The sequence below is a fragment of the Promicromonospora noduliphila genome, assembly GCF_056951025.1.
In genome coordinates this window covers 4974746-4995095 of sequence record NZ_CM167806.1, presented here as the reverse complement: position 1 = coordinate 4995095, position 20350 = coordinate 4974746, and the positions used below count along the sequence as shown (strand labels likewise).

The 20350-nt window shown below is 70.4% G+C and carries 14 protein-coding genes; 12 read left to right on the top strand and 2 right to left on the bottom strand.

Features of this window, described 5'->3' with window-relative positions; all coding sequences use genetic code 11:
- Positions 1–22: 22 nt before the first annotated feature.
- The 3 genes from AC0QU1_RS21775 to AC0QU1_RS21765 all read left to right on the top strand — a co-directional run bounded on the left by AC0QU1_RS21775 (position 23) and on the right by AC0QU1_RS21765 (position 3617).
- Positions 23–1519: a glycoside hydrolase family 43 protein gene (locus AC0QU1_RS21775; protein WP_483572393.1), complete on the top strand. Its 1497-nt coding sequence runs from the start codon at positions 23–25 to the stop codon at positions 1517–1519.
- A 62-nt stretch (positions 1520–1581) separates the two neighbouring features.
- Positions 1582–2559, top strand: a complete 978-nt coding sequence (locus tag AC0QU1_RS21770) for a beta-galactosidase (protein ID WP_483572391.1) — start codon at positions 1582–1584, stop codon at positions 2557–2559.
- Positions 2556–3617, top strand: coding sequence for a beta-galactosidase (locus AC0QU1_RS21765; RefSeq protein ID WP_483572390.1), 1062 nt, complete (start codon positions 2556–2558; stop codon positions 3615–3617). Before AC0QU1_RS21770 ends, AC0QU1_RS21765 begins: the two co-directional genes overlap by 4 nt.
- An 85-nt stretch (positions 3618–3702) precedes the next feature.
- On the opposite strand, the gene AC0QU1_RS21760 is transcribed toward AC0QU1_RS21765, so the two are convergent.
- Complete coding sequence (locus tag AC0QU1_RS21760) at positions 3703–6054, bottom strand: WD40/YVTN/BNR-like repeat-containing protein (protein WP_483572388.1); 2352 nt, start codon at positions 6052–6054, stop codon at positions 3703–3705.
- A 480-nt stretch (positions 6055–6534) separates the two neighbouring features.
- On the opposite strand from AC0QU1_RS21760, the gene AC0QU1_RS21755 reads away from it, so the two are divergent.
- Genes AC0QU1_RS21755 through AC0QU1_RS21745 form a run of 3 tightly spaced genes read left to right on the top strand, consistent with a single transcriptional unit; the run spans position 6535 to position 10189 of the window.
- Positions 6535–8187 (top strand): type 2 periplasmic-binding domain-containing protein, encoded by a 1653-nt coding sequence (locus AC0QU1_RS21755; protein ID WP_483572387.1) that lies wholly within the window; start codon positions 6535–6537, stop codon positions 8185–8187.
- Positions 8184–9209, top strand: coding sequence for an ABC transporter permease (locus AC0QU1_RS21750; protein ID WP_483572386.1), 1026 nt, complete (start codon positions 8184–8186; stop codon positions 9207–9209). Before AC0QU1_RS21755 ends, AC0QU1_RS21750 begins: the two co-directional genes overlap by 4 nt.
- Positions 9206–10189 carry a carbohydrate ABC transporter permease gene (locus AC0QU1_RS21745; protein WP_483572384.1) on the top strand — a complete coding sequence of 328 codons (984 nt, stop codon included), beginning with the start codon at positions 9206–9208 and terminating at the stop codon, positions 10187–10189. Before AC0QU1_RS21750 ends, AC0QU1_RS21745 begins: the two co-directional genes overlap by 4 nt.
- 46 nt (positions 10190–10235) lie before the next feature.
- On the opposite strand, the gene AC0QU1_RS21740 is transcribed toward AC0QU1_RS21745, so the two are convergent.
- Positions 10236–11252, bottom strand: a complete 1017-nt coding sequence (locus AC0QU1_RS21740) for a LacI family DNA-binding transcriptional regulator (RefSeq protein ID WP_483572383.1) — start codon at positions 11250–11252, stop codon at positions 10236–10238.
- A gap of 310 nt (positions 11253–11562) precedes the next feature.
- On the opposite strand from AC0QU1_RS21740, the gene AC0QU1_RS21735 reads away from it, so the two are divergent.
- From AC0QU1_RS21735 to AC0QU1_RS21710, 6 genes are read left to right on the top strand one after another with little or no spacing between them, the layout of a single operon-like run.
- Positions 11563–12867, top strand: coding sequence for an ABC transporter substrate-binding protein (locus tag AC0QU1_RS21735; RefSeq protein WP_483572382.1), 1305 nt, complete (start codon positions 11563–11565; stop codon positions 12865–12867).
- The gene (locus AC0QU1_RS21730; protein WP_483572380.1) at positions 12860–13837 is read left to right on the top strand and encodes a carbohydrate ABC transporter permease; all 978 of its coding nucleotides are present in this window, start codon (positions 12860–12862) and stop codon (positions 13835–13837) included. The genes AC0QU1_RS21735 and AC0QU1_RS21730 overlap by 8 nt, the downstream gene beginning before the upstream one ends.
- A 1-nt stretch (position 13838) precedes the next feature.
- Positions 13839–14753, top strand: a complete 915-nt coding sequence (locus AC0QU1_RS21725; RefSeq protein WP_483572378.1) for a carbohydrate ABC transporter permease — start codon at positions 13839–13841, stop codon at positions 14751–14753.
- 55 nt (positions 14754–14808) lie between these two features.
- Positions 14809–17085, top strand: a complete 2277-nt coding sequence (yicI, locus tag AC0QU1_RS21720) for an alpha-xylosidase (protein WP_483572376.1) — start codon at positions 14809–14811, stop codon at positions 17083–17085.
- Positions 17082–18521, top strand: coding sequence for a GH1 family beta-glucosidase (locus AC0QU1_RS21715; protein WP_483572374.1), 1440 nt, complete (start codon positions 17082–17084; stop codon positions 18519–18521). The genes yicI and AC0QU1_RS21715 overlap by 4 nt, the downstream gene beginning before the upstream one ends.
- Before the next feature lie 26 nt (positions 18522–18547).
- Positions 18548–20158: a serine hydrolase domain-containing protein gene (locus AC0QU1_RS21710; RefSeq protein ID WP_483572373.1), complete on the top strand. Its 1611-nt coding sequence runs from the start codon at positions 18548–18550 to the stop codon at positions 20156–20158.
- Positions 20159–20350 lie beyond the last annotated feature (192 nt).

Here is a 20350-nt window from a genome sequence, read left to right as displayed (position 1 = left end):
GCCACGTCGAGAGGACCTGTCCATGACTTCCGCATCCCGAGTGTCCGCTGCCGAGCATCCGATCGTCTCCGGGTTCTATCCCGACCCGACGGTCTGCCGGGTCGGCGAGGACTACTACCTGGCCCATTCGAGCTTCGAGTACTTCCCGGGCGCGCCGATCTTCCACAGCCGGGACCTGCTTTCCTGGAAGCAGATCGGGAACATCCTGGACCGGCGCGAGCAGTTCGCCCGCGGCGACGGGCGCCCCTCCGGCGGGGTCTACGGGTCGACACTGCGCCACCACGACGGCCGCTTCTACTTCGTGACCACCAACGTCGGCGACAACACGGATCAGATCATCATCGTCACCGCCGAGGACCCGGCCGGGCCGTGGAGCGACCCGGTGTCCGTCCCGCGCGCGGTCGGCATCGACCCCGACCTCGCCTGGGACGAGGACGGCACCTGCTACCTGACCTGGAAGGGCCCGTTCTCCGGAGCCTGGGGCGTGTGGCAGGGCCGCCTCGACGTGACGACCGGCGAGCTCGACGGCGAGCCCTACCGGGTCTGGCAGGGGAGCGGAATGGCTCACCCCGAAGCGCCGCACCTGTACCGCATCGGCGGCTACTGGTACCTGACCCTCGCCGAGGGCGGGACCGAACGCGGCCACAGCGTCACCGTCGCCCGCGCGGCCCGGCCCGAGGGCCCGTACGAGCCGTGCCCGCACAACCCCCTGCTCAGCCACCGCTCGACGGCGCACCCGGTGCAGAACACCGGCCACGCCGACCTCGTGCGGACCGCCACCGGCGAATGGGCCGCGGTCTACCTCGCAGTACGCCCGCACGGGTCGACCCCGTCCTTCCACGTCCTCGGCCGCGAGACGTTCCTCGCCGGCGTCGACTGGGTCGACGGCTGGCCCGTGTTCAACGAGCGACGCTACGAGTTCACTCCCGACACCACGGCCTTCGCGGACGACTTCACCGACCCGGAACTCGACCACCGATGGGTCGCGCCGTTCAGCGAGCCCGCGAACATCGCCGCTGTCCGCTCGGGCGGCGGCCTCGACCTGGGCGACCCGCGCGACGGCTCACCCGGACTGCTGTGCACCCGGGTCAGGGACCTTCGCTGGGAAGCCGAGGCGGTCTTCGAAGGGTCCGGCCGATTCGAGATCCGCGTCGACGACCGGCACCGCTACGGCCTCGTGCTCGAGAACGGACTCGAGAACGGACTCGAGAACGGAACGGTGCGCGCCGAAGCACAGGTCGGCGATGTCCGGACCGAGTTCGACTCGGTGGCAGTCCCTGCCGGCGCGGCGGTGGTGCTGCGCATCGCTGCGGTCGAGTTCGAGGCGAGGACCGGCACCGGCCTCGGCCCCGACGACCTCGTCCTCTCGGCGGGCGGCACGGTACTGGCGCGCCTCGACGGCCGCTACCTCTCGACCGAGGTCGCAACCGGCTTCACGGGCCGCGTCCTGGGCGTCGGCGCAGCGGGGGAACCCTCGCGCCTGATCCGCTTCGCCTACACGCCCGAACCACGCCACTGACCCCCTCCCCGATACCAGGCTCCAGCCTCGGCATACCCCATCCAGCGTTCCAGGGAGTACCCGTGAACGACCAACCGCGCAACGACATCGCCTCGCTGGCACCGGGCACGCAGGCCACCGGGCTGCTCGTCGGCGCCAACTACCACCCCCACGACTCCGAGCCCGCGACCTGGCGCCGCGACGTGGCCATGATGCGCGAGGCCGGGATCACGGTCGTGCGCCTGGGACACCTCGCCTGGGACTCCTTCGAGCCGGCCGACGGCGAGTTCCGCTTCGAGTGGTTCGACGAGTGCATGGACCTGATGCGCGACAACGGTATCGGCGTCATCCTGGACATCGCGGTGCGCCCCGCGCCGCTGTGGCTGCACCGCAAGCACCCCTCGATCGACGTGGTCGACCCGGCCGGCAACCGCCTGTACGCCAACCACCGGTACATGGACGACGTCGGCGACCCGCACTTCCGCGCCCACGCCAAGCGCTTCGCCGAGCGCCTCGTGCGCCGCTACGCCGCCCACCCCGCGCTGGCCGCGTTCGGCATCGACAACGAGCCCGGCGACGGACCGATCTCCTACTCCGAGACCGTCCGTGCCCGGTTCATCGACTGGCTGCGGGCGAAGTACGAGACCCCTGAGACGTTGAACCGGGCATGGGCCGGACACCGGTGGTCGCGCCGGATCGGCGATCTCGAGGACGTCGGCTTGCCGACGCCCGCTTACCGAGGTGCCGCGCCCGAGCGTGTGCTCGACTTCCGGCGGTTCGTCTCCGATGAGGTGAACGGCTACCTGACCGAGCTCCTCGACGTGGTCGACGCCCTTGCACCGGGCGTGCTGACCACCACGAACATGTGGTACTACAGCCCGCTGCGGTACTTCGACTACGCCCCGATCGCCTACACCGGGCGCCTCACCCGGGGCGGCAACGGCTTCTACCCCGGCAACTCCATCCTGGACGACGACGGGCTGCGCGGCGCCTGTTCGGCATCGCACGCATCCAGTACGAGAACACGAACCCGTTCTGGTGCACCGAGTTCACCACCATGACCGCGACACCTGGCTCGATCCGCAAGTCCGCCTACGCCTCCCTCATGCTCGGCAACCAGCTCGTGTGCGGCTGGACCTGGCAGACCATGCATGCCGGCGAAGAGCAGTTCCTCCAGGGCATGGTCGGCTGGGACGGCCACCCGAACCGCAAGCTCGACGAGTACCGCCGCATCGCCGAGGAGTTCGCCAGGATCGGGGCGCACTTCCCGTACCGGCCGCAGGCCGAGATCGCGATCGCGCTGGACTTCCCCAGCCAGATCGCGTCCGCCGCCTTCCCCGAACCCCACGACGCGCAGGCGCAGACCGCGTTCGCGGCAGTCCTCGACCGCAACGTCGATGCCCGCGTGGTCGACCTGTCGCACAGCGAGCTCGACTACCGGATCCTCATCGTCCCCGGCGTCCTCGTGCTCGACGAGGCCGCCGCCGCGAAGATCCGCGGATTCGTCGAGCGCGGCGGCACCGCGATCATGACCTCCTACTCGGCGACCCTGGACGCGAACGGCCAGGTCTTCGACACGACCAGGCCCGGCCGCCTGGCCGACGTGTTCGGCGTCCGGGTCGGGTCCTACGAGGAGCCGCAGTTCCTCAACGAGCTCGCACGCGGGCACTCCGGCGACAACGGCATCGACCTCGTGGTCGGCGGCGACCGCATCACCACCACCGCACCGCGGTTCGACCTCGTCGACCCCGGCACCGCCCAGGTTCTCGGCACCACGACCGGTCTCGACCGCGACTACCCGATCGTGACGGTGAACGAATACGGTGCCGGACGCGCGGTCTACGTGGGGCTTCCCGCGCGCCGCGAGGTACTGGACGTGGTGCTCGACGCGGAGATCGAACGGCTCGGCCTCCGACGGGGGCCTGCCGTGCCCGCAGGGGTGATGGCGCGCCAGGTCGACGACAACCACGTGCTGTACCTCAACCTCGACGCAGAACCGAAGCCGATCGAGCTGCCCGGCAAGGTCACGAGCCTGCTCAACGACACCCGCCACGACGGCGGCTTCACGCTCGGCGCGTTCGACGCCGAGTTCATCGAGACCACTCCCCGAACCGCCTGAACGCGGCCGCCGGGCGGCTGGTTCGCGGGGTTCACGGGCCTTCGGGCGGGAGGCCGCCCCGCGTCTCGCGGGGCGGCCCGTTTCGTCACCCGGCGATGTCGCCGTAGACGATGCCGCGGGCTGAGATGTACACGCGGCCGTAGATCTGCGGATCGCCCGTGATCGCGGACCCGGCGAAGCCCCACTGGTGGTTGTCGTCGTTGATGCGCTGCCAGCTCCTGCCGCCGTCGATCGAGCGGAAGAAGCCGTCCTGACCGGCAACGGTGCCCGCCAGGTAGATCGCCGGGTAACCGGCTCGCGGGGCGGCCTTGCCGAAGCCGACGCCGATGGCGAGGTCGACCCCGGCGATGCGCGTCCACGTGCTGCCGCCGTCCTTGGAACGCCACAGGCCGGTGACCGCGCCCGCCTTCTCGCTGCGGCCGCCGAGCCAGACGTGGTCCCGCTTGCCGGGTGCTACGCGGAAGTCGTCGACGCCGTCGTCGGGCAGACCGGTCGCTCCGGTGTCGGCGAAGGTCCTGCCGCCGTCGGCGCTGCGGTAGAACCTGCCGCCGGAGTAGGCGTACACGTTCGCGGGGTCGACGCGGTCGGACCGGACCCTTGCCCCGGCCGGGAGGCCCTGGACCGGGTTCCACGTCGTGCCGAGGTCGCTGCTGTGGAACGGGGTGACGGTGGTGTTGGCGGGGGACCACACGATCGCCGAGGCGTCGGCGGCGATCGCGACGGTACCGCCGCTGTTGCCCGGGAGGCCGTCGGGTCGCGTCGCGTCCTGCCAGGTCGCACCGCGGTCGGTGGAGACGGTGACCTGGCTGGAGGTCGCGCCGCCCACGTCGCCGCTGCCGACGATGACGTCCGGGTCGGCGGCGGCGTAGTCGAGGCTGGTGCCGCCCCAGTCCGCGCGGAACATCCGCTCGGCCCGGCCCAGGTCGGTGTGGACGAACCCGTTGACATCGCCCATGGCCGAGACGAGGGTCCCGCCCAGTGCGGCGAGGTCGCGGACCCAGGTCATCTCGATGCCCTCGGCGCGCACCCCGACGGTGAACTGCTCGACCGGCAGGGCCACGCGCTGACCGGCCTCGTCCTGGCCGATCAGCTCGCCCTGAGCGTCCCACTGCGTCAGGGACTCGGTGCCCCAGATGGTCGCGCCGGTGCCCCACATGACACGGTCGGAGTTGTGCGGGTCGATCGACAGGCCCTCGATCATCCAGCCGTGCTTGACCGCATACGCGGGCCCCTGGTCGGTGCCGCGCCAGTCCAGCCACGGGGAGCCCGAGCTGTCCATGGTGAACCGGTCGTGGCGGTCCTGTCCCTCGGCGTAGTCCCAGCTGATCGACCAGGTGGCGCCGGAGTCGGTGGAGCGGTACAGGATCTCGTCGGGATACCAGTTGTTGCAGGTGGACGCCATGAGCGTGCCGGGGTTCCGGCGGTCGACGGTGACGGCGCCGAAGCCCGGGATGACCCCGCGCGGGTTGTAGGCCGGGGTGACGTCGGTCCACTCACCGGTCTGCGTCGCCAGGCGCATGATCTTGCCGCCGTTGCCCGTGGCGGGCGCGCCGTTGTAGGGGCCAGGGTCATGGCTGGTGATGACGTAGAGGTAACCATTGGTGTTGTCCACGGCGGACTGCTTGGGGATGGTGCGGTTCCCGTCGACCGAACCGAGCGCCTCGGCCGCGCCAGGGACGGCCTGCCAGGTCGCGGCGCCGTCGGAGGAGACGTAGAGCGGGTCCGCGGGGTCGGCCACGCCCACATAGATCTTGCCGCCGAGCTGGTCGAAGTCGATCCAGAGGACGCCCTGGTTGTCGGACAGGTACTCGTTGCCCGGGTCGATGACGAAGTTGCCGACGTTGGGGAAGTTCTGCACCTTGCCCCAGGTGCGGCCGTAGTCCTTCGAGCGCCAGAGGCCGTTGCCGCTGGGTGCGCCGAGGTAGAGCTCGGCGTTGTCGGTCGGGTTGACGACCAGGCGCTCGCCCATACCGCGGCCCGGCATGTTGCCGCCCTGCTTGAACGGCAGCTCGGCGATGCCCCAGGTATCGCCCTTGTCGTCGGAGTAGAGTATCGCGCCGTTGTTCGCTTCCCAGCTGATGGTGTAGGTGCCGACGGCGGCGTAGACGCGGTTGGTCTCGACCGGGTCGGTCGCCATGGAGACCACGCCCTGGTAGCCCCACCTGGAGCGGGGGACCCAGTCGAGCAACTGCTTCCAGGTCCGGGTGTCCTGCTGCCACCGGAAGGCGCCGGCGACGTCGGTGCGGGCGTAGATGAGGTTCGGCTCGGTCTCGTTGAAGAGGATGCCTGGCACGAACCCGCCGCAGTTGACCACGACATTCTTCCAGGTGTAGGCGCACGCGCCGGGCCCGTGGGCCTTGGCCTGCGCCGGCGTGGTCGGGAGGCTGATCGCGACCGCGGCCGCGCCGACCCCGGCGAGGAAGGTGCGTCGTTTCATGCTGCTCTCCTCGGGTCTGGTGACAAGGGGCTGGTCTGGAGCAGGCGGTGGCGTGCGGGGAGGGCCGCGGCCTTCTTCGGGGGTACGGCGTTCTTCAGGGATACGGCGTTCTTCAGGGGTACGGCCGAGCCGGGGACGGCGACGCTCGCGGTGAGCGCCACCCCAGCGGCCAGAGCGGACAAGATGGACCAGAGTCTCTTCATCGAGAGTGCCCTTCGTTGCGCACTGTGGTCGGAGCGCTTCCCGATCAAGGTGAAGCGCTTCGACCAGGGAAGCGGCGACAGACATCCCTGTCAAGAGCTAGGTCCAGGCATCTTGGATCAGGCCAGGCAAAAAACTTGACGACCATTGCCTCGCCTCGGGGCCTTGCTCTAGTGTTCGTATGCCGATGGGGGTCGAAGCGCTTCGACGTAGTAGGCGATAGATCTCCGTCACCGCGGCACGCCGAGGTGCCGCGCTGCCCACGAAGGAGTGAAGGCCATGACAGCATCGCAGCTCACCGGCGGGATCAACCGGCGGTCGTTCCTCAGCTTCCTGGCGGTCGGTGCCGCCGTCGCCGGCGTACCGTCCCTGCTCACCGCCTGCACCACCGGCGGCGGTGGTCCCGCGGCCGCCCCCGGAAAGGTGACCGCCGGTCACCTGCCCGCCTACGTCCCGGTGGAGTACGCGAAGCCCGACTTCCCCAGCGTCAACGGCTCCACCCCGGGCTACGTCACCATGCCCGAGAAGCTGGTCACCGTGTTCGACACCCCGCCGGGCTCGGGCGGCACCTACACGGCGATGACGCCGCTGTGGACCACCATCCCGTCCACGGAGGGCAACGCGTACTTCGACGCCGTGAACGAGGCGATCGGGACCACCGTCAAGTTCCAGATCTCGGACGGGAACACCTACGGCGACAAGCTCGCCGCCGTGCTCGCGTCGGCCAAGGACCTGCCCGACTGGGTGTGCGTGCCCAGCTGGAACGTCCCGCCGCGGTTCCCGCAGGCCGTCGAGGCCCTGTTCCAGGACCTCACGCCGTTCCTGGCCGGCGACAAGGTGAAGAAGTACAAGAACCTCGCCAACATCCCGACCGACGCGTGGCGGATCTGCACGTTCAACGACAAGCTCTATGGCCTGCCGTTCCCGGGCGAGGTCGTGGGCCAGGCCATCTTCTACCGGGCGGACATCTTCGCCGAGCTGGGCATCGAGGCGGCGCCCACCACCGCCGAGGACCTGCTCGACTTGGCCAAGGAGGTCACCGACCCGAGCAAGAAGCGCTGGGGCGCGAACGACCTGTGGCTCGCGGCGAACATGATGTTCGCGGTGACGCCGGCGGACCGCTGGAAGCAGGACGACGCCGGCAAGCTGATCCACCGCATCGAGACCGAGGAGTACCGGGCCGCGCTGGAGTGGCAGACCAAGCTGTACGCATCGGGCGCCGTGCACCCCGACGCCGTGGCGGACCGCCCGGAGGCGGGCAAGCCGAACTTCGAGGCCGGCAACTCCCTGATCGCCGCCGACGGCGTGGGTGCCTGGCCTGAGGCGCTGGACCGGATGAAGGGCGTGAACCCGGACTTCGACATGCGCCCGTTCCCCATCTTCGCGGCCGACGGCGGGGACCCGGTGCTGTGGAAGGGAAGCCCGGCCAACATCTTCTCGTTCCTCAAGAAGAACGACGACACGGCCAAGATCGAGGAGCTGCTCGCGGTGGCGGACTTCCTGGCCTCGCCGTTCGGCACCACGGAGTTCAACCTGATCAACTTCGGCGTGGAGGGCACGCACTACGAGCTCGACGAGAACGGCCTACCGGCTCCGACCGACCGGGCCGCCTCGGAGGTGGCTGGGACCTACGTCTTCCTCGTGGACCCGCCGGTGGTGAACGCGAAGGTGCAGTACCCCGACTACGTCGAGGCGTTCTGCACCTGGCATGCCGAGGCCGCGCAGTACCTGGCCGAGGACCTGTTCTACGGCATGCAGATCTCCGAGCCGGCCCAGTTCGCCGCGCTCAAGGCGCCGTTCGAGGCTCTCGAGAAGGACATCGCACGCGGACGCAAGACCATGGCCGACCTCGACGAGGCGGTCGCCACGTGGAAGAGCTCCGGTGGTGACGAGCTGCGCGCGTTCTACCAGGAAATCCTGGACAACAAGTGAGCGCCGCGACCTCCCCGGTGAGCACCTCGTCGCGCGCGTCGTCCGGCCGGCCGTCGTCGGGCCCGCCGTCGTCCGGCACGCCGTCGTCCGCGAGCAGCCCGCCGCCCCACAAGGTGCCGTGGACCACGCGGCTGAAGCGGGATCGCTCGCTGCTGATCATGGTGGCCCCCGCGGTGCTGCTCCTCGCGGTGTTCGCCTACGTGCCGATGCTCGGCAACGTGGTGGCCTGGCAGGACTACTCGCCGTACGTCGGGGTCCTCCAGAGCCCGTTCATCGGCTGGGCCAACTTCGAACGCATCTTCACCAACCCGCTGTTCCTCGACGCCGTGCTGAACACGCTGACCATCACCGCGTTCCAGCTCGTGTTCTTCTTCCCGGTGCCGATCGCGCTGGCGCTGCTCCTGAACAGCGTGCTGTCGCCGACCGTGCGCACCACCATCCAGTCGATCGTGTACCTGCCGCACTTCTTCTCCTGGGTGATCGTCGTGACGATCTTCCAGCAGATCTTCGGCGGGGCCGGGATGGTGGCGAGCCGGCTGCGGGAGGCGGGGTACGAGGGCTTCGACCTGATGACCAACCCGGACACGTTCCTGCTGCTCATCACGGCGCAGTCCGTCTGGAAGGACGCCGGCTGGGGGATCATCATCTTCCTCGCGGCGCTGGCCACGGTGGACCCGCAGCTCTACGAGGCCTCCGTGGTGGACGGCGCGGGCCGGTGGCGCCGCATGTGGCACGTCACCCTCCCGGCGCTGCGGCCGGTGATCATCCTGCTCCTGATCCTGCGGCTGGGCGACGCCCTCACCGTCGGGTTCGAGCAGCTCATCCTCCAGCGCGGCGCCGTCGGGACCGACGTCGCGGAGGTGCTCGACACGTTCGTGTACTACCAGGGCGTCGTCAACGGTGACTGGGCCTTCGCGGCCGCCGCCGGGCTCGTCAAGGGCCTGGTCTCGCTCGCCCTGGTGCTCGGGGCCAACAAGCTCGCCCATCTCGTGGGCGAGGCGGGGGTGTATCAGAAGGCATGACAACTCACACCGAGAAGCAGACGCCGACGCCGCCGACACCGCGGCCGTCCACGCGCTCCGCGCGGTACCGCGCCCTGCTGCGCGGCAAGAACCGCCCGGTCTGGGAGGAGGACCCCAGCCCGCTGGGGCTGCTCGTCAAGGGGGTGGCGCTGCTGCTCATCGTGGGCACCGTGCTGTACCCCCTGTACACGGTGGTCCTCACCAGCCTCTCCACGCAGGCGGACATCACCCGGTCCGGGGGCATGGTCACGGTTCCCGGCGACCTGTCGCTGGCCGCCTATACCCAGATCCTGTCCGGCGGGATCGTCACGCGAGCCACCATCGTGAGCATCGGGATCACCGCGGTCGGCACGGTGCTCTCCACCACGGTGTCCGTGCTGGCGGCGTACGGGCTGAGCCGGCCGGGCTCGTTCGCCCACCGGCCCATCCTGTTCGTCTTTCTCATCACCATGTTCTTCGGTGCGGGGCTGATCCCGACCTACCTGCTGGTGAGCAACCTGGGGCTGATCGACAGCTACTGGTCGCTCATCCTGCCGGGGGCCGTGAGCGCGTTCAACGTGCTGATCCTGCGGGCGTTCTTCATGGGCATCGACCGGTCCATCACGGAGGCGGCCCGGATCGACGGCGCGGGGGACTGGCGCATCCTGGGGCAGATCGTGCTGCCCATGTCGAAGGCCGTGGTGGCGGTGGTCGCGCTGTTCTACGGCGTCGGCTACTGGAACGCGTTCTTCAACGCGATGCTCTACATCAACGACAACGCGAAGTGGCCGCTGCAGCTCGTGCTGCGGTCCTACGTGCTGCAGGGGGTGACGCTGCCGGGCAGCGGGGTGGGCCAGGTCGACGTCGACGACGGCGCGGTGACCGGCCTGCCCGTGAAGATGGCGGTGATGGTGCTGGCGATCATCCCGATCCTCGTGGTGTACCCCATGGTGCAGCGGCACTTCACGAAGGGCGTGATCTTCGGGGCCATCAAGGGATGAGCGACGGGGTGAGCCGGGTGTGACCGGCGCAGTGAGCCCGCCGCCGTCACTCGACGACGGCGGCGGGCCCGTGCGCCGAGCTCTCCCGCTCGGTGAGCACAGGAGCGAGGAGCCTGGTCTCGGACGGGTGATCTCCCTCGAGGCGGGCCATGACCATGTCGACGGCGACCTTGCCGATGTCCTCGGCGGGCAGGTCGATGCTGGTCATCGGGATGCGCTGGGAGAGGGCCACGTCGGTGGGGCACACCGCGACCACGGACATGTCGGCGCCGACCACCCTGCCGCGGTCGGCCAGGCGGGCCAGGACGTGGGGGAGCGCCGCCTCGTTGTGCACGATGATCCCCGTGGTCTCCGGCGCGGTCGCCAGCAGCGTGTCCACGGCCTCCGACGCGCCGGCGGGCGTGGTGTCGCACGCCTCCACCTTGACCGTCACGTCGGAGGCCTTGGCCTGGTCGCGCAGCCCGCGCATCAGCCGCTCGGCATAGGAGGTGTGCCGCCGCAGGACCTCGGGCGGCGAGCCGATGAGCGCGATGTCGGTGTGGCCGTCCCTGGCGAGATGGCGGACGGCGAGCCTGCCGGCCGCCTCGAAGTCGAGATCGACGCAGCTCAGCCCCTCCGGGTCCTGCGGCAGGCCGATCAGCACCGTGGGCTGCTTGGCGGCGGCCACGAGCGGCACGCGCGGGTCGTCCGCCTCGATGTCCATCATGACCAGGGCGTCCACCATGGAGCCGCCGGTCACCCGGTCGAGGCCGCTCACGTCGTCCTGGGTGAGCAGCAGGACGTCGTGGCCGAAGTCGCGCGCCCGGGTGACCACGCCCGTGACGAACTGCATGATGACGGGCACGTTCACGCCCACGCGCAGGGGCGCCATGAGCGCGATGACGTTGGTGCGGGACGAGGCCAGCGCCCGCGCCCCGGCGTGCGGCCGGTAGCCGAGCTTCTCGATGGCGCGCTCGACCCGGGCCCTCGTCGGCGCGGAGATGGGCCGCTTGCCGGACAGCACGTACGAGACGGTCGAGGTCGATACCCCGGCCGCCTTGGCGACATCGTCGATCGTAGCCACGGTGCTCCTCTCGGATCGGTGCCGCAGCGTGTCCTGTGCGGTGGCAGGTGGTGCGCTTGACGGGCGGCGGGCACTCCAGTGTGCCGCATGGTAGGGAAGCGCTTCGACAGAAGCCTAGCCCTGTTGTCCAGAAAGGCCACTGGACATGAGTGTATGCGCGGGGTTAGCGTGTTGAAACGCTTCGACGATCACGACGCAGGGGTTCGATCGCGGTAGGTGACCGTAGGGACCGAGCGACGCGGCGGCGCTGCTGCCCGCCGAAGCCGAGCAATGAGCCCCGAGCCGGGCTCTGCGAACAAGGAGAGATGCAATGAAGCACAAGCGGACGATGACCGTCGTCGGGGCGGCGATGGCCGGTGCCCTGGCGCTGGCCGGCTGCACCGGCCAGCCCGCAGGCGGTGGCGACACCGACGACAGCACGCTGACCATCTGGCACTACGAGAACGAGGACTCGGCGATGGGCAAGGCGTGGGCCAAGGCCATCGAGATCTTCGAGGAGGAGAACCCGGACGTCACCGTCGACCTGGAGATGCAGACGTTCGAGCAGATCCAGAAGAACGCCAAGATCGTGCTCACGGGTGACGACGTGCCCGACGTCATGGAGTTCAACAAGGGCAACGCGACGGCGGGCCAGCTCGCCGCGCAGGGCCTGATCGCCCCGCTGACGGATGCCGCGACCGAGCGCGGCTGGGACGAGAAGCTGTCCGGCTCGCTGGCGACCACCGCGACGTACGACGAGCGGGGGCTGATGGGCTCCGGCGACTGGTACGGGGTGCCGAACTACGGCGAGTTCGTGGGCGTCTACTACAACAAGGACATGTTCGCCGAGCACGACCTGGAGGTGCCCACCACGCTCGACGAGTTCGAGGACGTGCTGGCCGCCTTCAAGGACGAGGGCATCACGCCGCTGGCCGAGGCCGGCGCCGAGTACCCGCTGGGCCAGCTCTGGTACGAGCTCGTGCTCGCCTACGGCGACCGCGCCCTGGTGGACGACTACCAGCTCTTCGCCAACGACGTCGACTTCCACAACGAGGCGATGACCCAGGCCACCGAGAAGCTCGACGAGTGGATCGAGAAGGGCTACATCGCGGCGGACTCGGCGGCGCTCACGGCCGAGGACATGGGCGTCTCGTTCATCGACGGCACCTACCCGATCATGGTCAGCGGCTCGTGGTGGTTCGGCCGCCTGGCCACGGAGGTCGAGGCCGACTGGGGCCAGTTCAACTTCCCAGGGAACACGCTGCACACCGGCTCGTCGGGCAACCTCTGGGTGGTCCCCACGAACGCCGACTCGCCGAGCCTCGCCGAGGAGTTCATCGACATCACGCTGCGGCCCGAGGTGCAGAACGTGCTCGCCGAGGAGGGCGGCCTACCGGTGGCCGGCGACGCCTCGGTGATCAAGGACGAGCGTACGCGCGAGCTCACGGAGAACTTCCAGGCGATCCTCGACGAGGACGGCCTCGCGTTCTACCCGGACTGGCCGGTGGCCGGCTACTACGACGTGATCGTCAGCGAGCTGCAGTCCCTGGTCAACCGGTCCAAGACGCCGGACGAGGTGCTCGACGGGCTGCAGAGCTCGTACGACGAGGGCAAGGCCGACCTGCTCGATGGCTGACACCACTCTGACCGGCCGGGGCTCGCGGGCGGACCAGCGCCCGCGGGCCCCGCGCGGGACGCGCCGTCGTCGGCCGGAGTGGGTGGCGTACCTGCCCTACCTGCTGCCGGGCGTGGCCGCGTTCGCGGTGGTGATCGGGTACCCGCTCCTGACCAACGTCTACTTCAGCCTGTTCAAGTGGCGCGGCGGTATGGCGCCGCTGCGCTGGAACGGGCTGGGCAACTACGTGGACCTGCTGGGCGACGACAGGTTCTGGACGTCGTTCGGCAACTCGCTGGCGATGATCGTCGCGATGGTGCTGGTGCCAACGCTGCTCGGCCTGGTGCTCGCAGCGGTGCTGTTCGACTACCTCGGACGGCGGTTCGGCGAGCGGGTCTCGTCGGTGCTGCGGGCCACCTACTACCTGCCGCAGATCCTGCCCGTCGCCGTGGCGGGCGTGCTGTGGAACTGGATCCTGAACTCCCAGACCGGCGCGCTCAACGTGATCCTGCGCGGGATCGGCGTCGAGACGCCGCCCAACTGGCTCGGCGACCCGGACACGGCGCTGCCCTCGGTGATGCTCGTGCTGATCTGGGTGCAGATCGGCTACCCCGTCGTCATCTTCATGGCTGCGCTGCAGCGCGTGGACCCGGAGCTCTACGAGGCCGCGGAGCTCGACGGCGCCGGCTGGTGGGAGCGGTTCCGGGCCATCACGGTGCCCCAGATCCGGCCCGAGACGTTCGTGGTCACGCTGACCTGCACGGTGGCGGCGCTCAAGGTGTTCGGGCCCATCTACGTGCTGACCCGCGGCGGCCCCGAGAGCTCGACCCTGGTGCCGAGCTACTACTCGTACCTGAACTTCTTCGACAAGTCGCAGGTCGGGTACGGGTCGGCGATCGCGACGGTGCTCACGCTCGTGATCGTCGTGGTGGCCGTCGTCATCCTCGGCCTGCAGAGCCGGGCGGAACGTCGTGAGCGGGAGGGGATCTGACATGGCGGTCGCCACAGGAGTACGGACGTCTGGGGCACGGACGTCCGAGGCACGCCCGCCCGAGGTGCGGCGCACCGGCGTCGACTCCCGGTACCGGCGGGGTGCCGGCCGGTGGGTGGTGCTGGCCGCCGCGGTGCTCGTGGGGTTCGCGATTCTCGCGCCGTTCGGGATCATGCTGCTCAACGCGTTCAAGTCGCCGCAGGACTACGCGGCCAACGGGCCGCTGTCCCTGCCGTCGGGCCTCTACCTCGACGGGGTGGTGGCCTTCTGGGAGCGCGTCGACTTCCCGGTGAAGCTCTGGAACTCGGTGTTCATCTCGGCGGTCGTCGCCGTGCTGGGGGCGCTGCTGTCCCTGCTCAACGCGTACGCGATCGGGATCGGCCGGGTGAAGGGGCGGCTGTGGATCGTCACGCTGTTCCTGCTGGCGAACATGCTGCCGCAGGAGGCCCTGATCTACCCGCTGTTCACGATGGCGCAGTCGGTGGGCCTGTCGAACTCGCAGTGGTCGGTGATCATCATCTTCACCGTCATCCAGTCGGCGTTCGGCACGTACCTGCTGTCCTCGGTGCTGGGCACGTTCCCGCCCGCGCTGCTGGAGGCGGCCGCCCTGGACGGCGCGAGCCGGTGGCGCATCCTCTGGCAGGTCGTGTTCCCGATCATGCGGCCCACGCTCTCGGTGCTGATGATCTTCTTCTTCATCTGGACCTGGAACGAGTTCTTCATCCCGCTGGTCATGTTGACCAGCAACGACACCCAGACCATCCCCATCGCCCTCGCCTCGCTGCAGGGCGACCGCATGATGGATGCGCCGACGATCAACGCGGGCTCGCTCGTGTCGCTGGTGCCCGCCGTCATCTTCTTCCTGATCTTCCAGCGCACCCTGACCCGGGGCGTGACCGCGGGAGCGGTCAAGTGAACGGTCACGTGAACCCGTCCCCCTCCGCCCTCCCGAGACGAGTGAGGTTCCAGCCTTGAGATTCACCGACGGCTACTGGCAGCTCCGCCCGGGCGTCGAGGTGCTCCGCCCCCGCGACATCGACGCGGTCGAGGCGGGCGACGGCACTCTGACCGTGTACGCGCCCACCGCGCCGATCACCAAGCGCGGCGACACCCTGAACCGCCCGGTCGTGACCGTGACGTTCGACGCCCCGGCGGACGACGTCATCGGGGTGCGCATCGAGCACCACCAGGGCCGCCGCGACCCCGGCCCGCACTTCGCGGTCAACCGGGAGCCGGGTGCGGTCAAGGTCGTGGCGCCCGCCACGCTGGGCGACGGCCTCGCCGAGCTGACGTCGGGCGGCCTCACCGCCCGCGTCGCCACGGACGGCGAGTGGCACGTCGACTTCGTGGCCGACGGCGAGGTGCTCACCTCGTCGCTGAGCCGGAGCGTGGGCCTCGCGACCACGCCGGACGGCGACTTCGTGCACGAGCAGCTCGCGCTCGGCGTGGGCGAGCACGTCTACGGGCTGGGCGAGCGGTTCGGCGCGTTCGTCAAGAACGGCCAGAGCGTCGACATCTGGAACGAGGACGGCGGCACGGCCAGCGAGCAGGCGTACAAGAACGTGCCGTTCTACCTGACCGACCGCGGCTACGGCGTGTTCGTGGCCCACCCCGAGCGGGTGTCGTTCGAGGTGGGCTCCGAGGTGGTCAGCCGCACCCAGTTCTCGGTGCCGGGCCAGTCGCTCCAGTACTACGTGATCCACGGGCCGACGCCGGCCGAGATCCTGCGCCGGTACACGGCCCTGACCGGGCGGCCCGCCGTCGTCCCGGCCTGGTCGTACGGGCTGTGGCTGTCGACGTCGTTCACCACGAGCTACGACGAGGAGACCGTCAACAGCTTCATCGACGGCATGGCCGAGCGGGACATCCCGCTGTCGGTTTTCCACTTCGACTGCTTCTGGATGCGGCAGTTCCACTGGTGCGACTTCGTGTGGGACCCGGCCACGTTCCCGGACCCGGAGGGCATGCTCGCCCGCCTGCACGAGCGCGGGCTGAAGGTCTGCGTCTGGATCAACCCGTACATCGCCCAGCGCTCCCACCTGTTCAAGGAGGGCGCGGAGAAGGGCTACCTGGTCACGACGGCCCACGGCGACGTCTGGCAGTGGGACAAGTGGCAGGCCGGCATGGGGCTGGTGGACTTCACCAACCCCGAGGCCGCCGCGTGGTACCAGGACAAGCTGCGCGTGCTGCTGGACCAGGGCGTGGACTGCTTCAAGACGGACTTCGGCGAGCGCATCCCCACCGACGTCGTCTGGCACGACGGGTCCGACCCGCAGCGCATGCACAACTACTACGCGTCGCTCTACAACCAGACGGTGTTCGAGCTGCTCGAGACCGAGCGCGGGCGCGGCGAGGCCGTCCTGTTCGCCCGCTCGGCGACGGCGGGCACGCAGCAGTTCCCCGTGCACTGGGGCGGCGACTGCGAGTCCACGTTCGTCTCCATGGCCGAGTCCCTGCGCGGCGGCCTGTCGCTGTCGCTGTCCGGGTTCGGCTACTGGAGCCACGACATCGGCGGTTTCGAGGGCACGCCCGACCCGGCCGTCTTCAAGCGCTGGGCCGCGTTCGGCCTGCTGTCCTCGCACTCGCGGCTGCACGGGTCCAGCTCCTACCGCGTGCCGTGGGCGTTCGACGACGAGGCGGTGGACGTCACCCGGAAGTTCACGAAGCTGAAGCTGCGGCTCATGCCGTACCTCGGTCGGCTCGGTCACGTGGCCGCCGAGGAGGGCACGCCCGTCATGCGCCCCATGGTGCTGGAGTTCCCCGGCGACCGGACGGCGGCCGCCGTCGACACGCAGTACCTGCTGGGGCCGTCGCTGCTGGTGGCGCCAGTGTTCGACGAGTCTAGCGTCGAGTACTACCTCCCGGAGGGGGAGTGGACCCGGCTGCCCGACGTCGTCGCGCCCGGCCTGGCCTCGACCGTCACCGGGTCGCGCTGGGTCACCGAGGAGCACGGCTTCGACACCCTGCCGGTGCTCGTGCGCCCGGGCACGGTGCTGCCCGTCGGCGCCCGTGACGACCGGCCCGACTACGCGTGGGCCGAGGGCGTGACGTTACGCTGCACCCGTCTGCCCGAAGGGTTCGACGAAGAGATCCTGGTCCCCGGTGGCACGGGCGCCCCTGCGACGTTCCGTGTGCGGTACGCGTCCGGCGTCGTGCACGTGACCAGTGCCGACGCTCCCGGTGAGTGGAGCGTCGAGAACGAAGGCAAGACCGTTCGGGCCACCGGCCCGGGAGAGGTGGCACTGTGAGTGCACGGAAGTTCCCCGACGATTTCCTCTGGGGATCGGCGACCGCGTCGTACCAGATCGAGGGCGGTGCGACCGAGGGCGGGCGCGGCCCGTCCATCTGGGACACGTTCTCGCACACGCCGGGCCGGACGCTGAACGGTGACACGGGCGACGTCGCCGACGACCACTTCCACCGCTGGCAGGAGGACGTCGAGCACATCAAGAACCTGGGCCTTGGCGCCTACCGGTTCTCGATCGCGTGGCCGCGGGTGCAGCCGGGCGGGTCCGGCGAGTTCAACGCCGAGGGCATCCGGTTCTACTCGGACCTCGTGGACGGGCTCATCGCCGCGGGTGTGAAGCCCGTGGTCACGCTCTACCACTGGGACCTCCCGCAGGAGCTGGAGGACGCCGGCGGCTGGACCAACCGCGAGACCGCCTACGCCTTCGCGCGGTACGCCCGCAGGATGGCCGAGGAGCTGGGCGACCGGATCGACGTCTGGACCACGCTCAACGAGCCGTGGTGCACGGCGTACCTGGGCTACGGCTCGGGCGTGCACGCGCCGGGCCGCACCGAGCCCCTGGCGGCACTGCAGGCGGTGCACCACCTCAACCTGGCGCACGGCCTGGCGGTCCAGCAGATCCGCGAGGTGCTCGGCGACGCAGCGAAGACCTCGATCACGCTGAACCTGCACGTCTTCCGGCCGGACGACCCGTCGTCCGCGGTCGATCAGGCCGCCGTGCGCAAGGTCGACGCGCTGGCCAACCGGGCCTTCCTCGGCCCGGTCCTGGAGGGCGCGTACCCGGCTGACCTGCTGGAGAACACGGCGTCGGTCACGGACTGGTCGTTCGTGCAGGACGGCGACCTGGAGATCACCAAGCAGCCGCTGGACGTGCTGGGCGTCAACTACTACTCGACGGCGCGCGTGCGGCACTTCTCGGGCGAGGGCGAGCGGCAGCAGGCCGACGGCCACAAGGACTCCGCGGGCACCCCGTGGATCGCGGCCGACGACGTCGAGTTCCTGCCGCAGCCCGGCCCGTACACGGCCATGGGCTGGAACATCGAGCCCGCCGGCCTCACGGACCTGCTGGTCTCGCTGCACAAGACCTACCCGGACCAGCCGCTCATGGTCACCGAGAACGGCGCGGCGTTCGCCGACACCGTGGTGGTCGAGGACGGCGTGGCGCGCGTGCACGACGTCGAGCGCGTCGCGTACCTGCACGACCACGTCGAGGCGCTGGGGCTCGCCCGGGACCAGGGCGTGGACGTGCGCGGGTACTTCGCGTGGTCGCTGCTCGACAACTTCGAGTGGGCCTACGGGTACGACCGGCGGTTCGGCATCATCCGCGTGGACTACGACACGCTGGAGCGCACCTGGAAGGACTCGGCGCACTGGTACCGGCGCCTGGCGACGACGAACACCCTGCCCGGTGTCGACGAGGTGTCGCCGGCCGGCTAGGGCTGACCCGTGGTTACCTTCTGCCCATGACGCTGCCCATGACGCTGCCCATGACGGAGCTCGACGAGTCGCTGGCCGCAGTCCTGAGCGGTGTGCTGGGCGACCTGCGCGTGGCCGCGCGGGTCCCGGCCCTGTCCGCGGCTGTCGGCCGCGGCGGCGAGGTGGCCTGGGCCGGCGCGGCGGGCGCACCGGCGCTCGCAGGCACGGACGGCGACCCGACGCCCGAGCACGCCTTCCGCATCGGGTCGATCACCAAGACGATGCTCGCCGTCGTGGTCATGCGCCTCGTCGAGGAGGGCAAGGTCGCGCTGCACGACCCGATCGGCGCGCACCTGCCCGACGCCCCCGCGGCAGACGCGACGGTGGCGGAGCTCCTGAGCCACAGCAGCGGCCTGCCCGCTGAGCCGCCGGGTGCGTGGTGGGAGCGGGCGGGCGGCCCGACCTGGGAGCAGCTCGTGGCGTCGGCCCCGCCCCAGCTCCGCGCGCCCGGGACCTGGTACCACTACTCGAACGTGGGCTACGCCGTGCTGGGCCGCCTCGTGGAGCAGGCGCGCGGTCGCGCCTGGGACGACGCGCTGCGCGACGAGCTGTGGGCCCCGCTCGGCATGACGGCGACCGGCCGGGTGCCCGTCGGGCGGTACGTGACCGGGTACGCGGTGCACCCGCACGCCGACCTGGTGCACGTCGAGCCGGTCGCCGAGTACCTGGCCCTCGGCGCGGCCGGGGAGCTGTGGTCCACGCCGTCGGACCTCGTGCGGTTCGGGATGTGGCTGACCTGCAACGACACCCTCGGCGCGACGGGTGACGCCGTGCTGCCGCCCGCCGCCCGCCGGCTCATGACGGCGCCCCGCGTGGTCGTGGACGAGCCGGGCCCGGCCTGGACCGGCGCGTACGGCCTGGGGGTCCGGGTCCGCAAGGACCTGCTGGATCCCGGGGTGGTGCCCGCAGGAGGCGGGGGCGTGCCCGGAAGTGGGGGCGTGCCCGGGGGTGGAGGCGCGCCGTGGGGCGCCGAGGCGATCACGGTGCGCACGGTGGGCCACTCCGGATCGGTGCCCGGGTTCACCGCGGACCTGCGGATCGACCTCGAGACGGGTGACGCCGTGGCCGTCTGCGGGTCGAGCACCGCGGGGATGGTCGAGGGCATACCGCTGCTCGCGGTGCTGCGGCGGGCGCGGGGTGCCGGCGAGCCGGGTGGTGTGCGGCCGGGTGTTGGTGGGCCGGGTGCTGCGGGGTTGGGGGCCGTCGGGTCGGATGTTGCGGGCTCGGCCGTCGCGGGGCGGTCGGATGCCGCCGGGCCGCGCGCGGGTGGGCGCGCCGACGTCGGCCCCTGGGCCGCCGCGCTCACCGGGACCTGGTACTGGGGCCCGGCGCCGTACACGCTGCGCGCCGAGGGCGGCCGGCTCGTGCTGAGCGGGTCAGCGGGCCGGCGGAGCATGGAGTTCGCGCCGGGCGAGGTGCCAGGCACCTGGGTCGGCGTGACCGCCGGGTACTGGCAGGGCGAGACGCTCCGGCGCGTGGAGCGGGGTGGGCGGGTCGTCGCGCTCGACCTCGGGACGTTCTGCTTCACCAGAGCCCCCTACGACCCGGACGTGGAGATCCCCGGCGGCCACGACGGCGTCGGCTGGCACGTCCTGTGACGCGGATCACCGCGCCTGCCCCCATACCTGCCCCCGGGGTCTCCCGGGTGCTCTTCCCGGCGCGCGAGACACGCCCAACGGTCGCGACACGCCGCTGACTCAGATCACTTTTTCGGGTCTCGCGGACCCTGTTCGGGGCGTGTGAGGTGCCCTTTCTCGGCCCTCGCCGAGCCCGTCCGGGCGGGCCGCGCG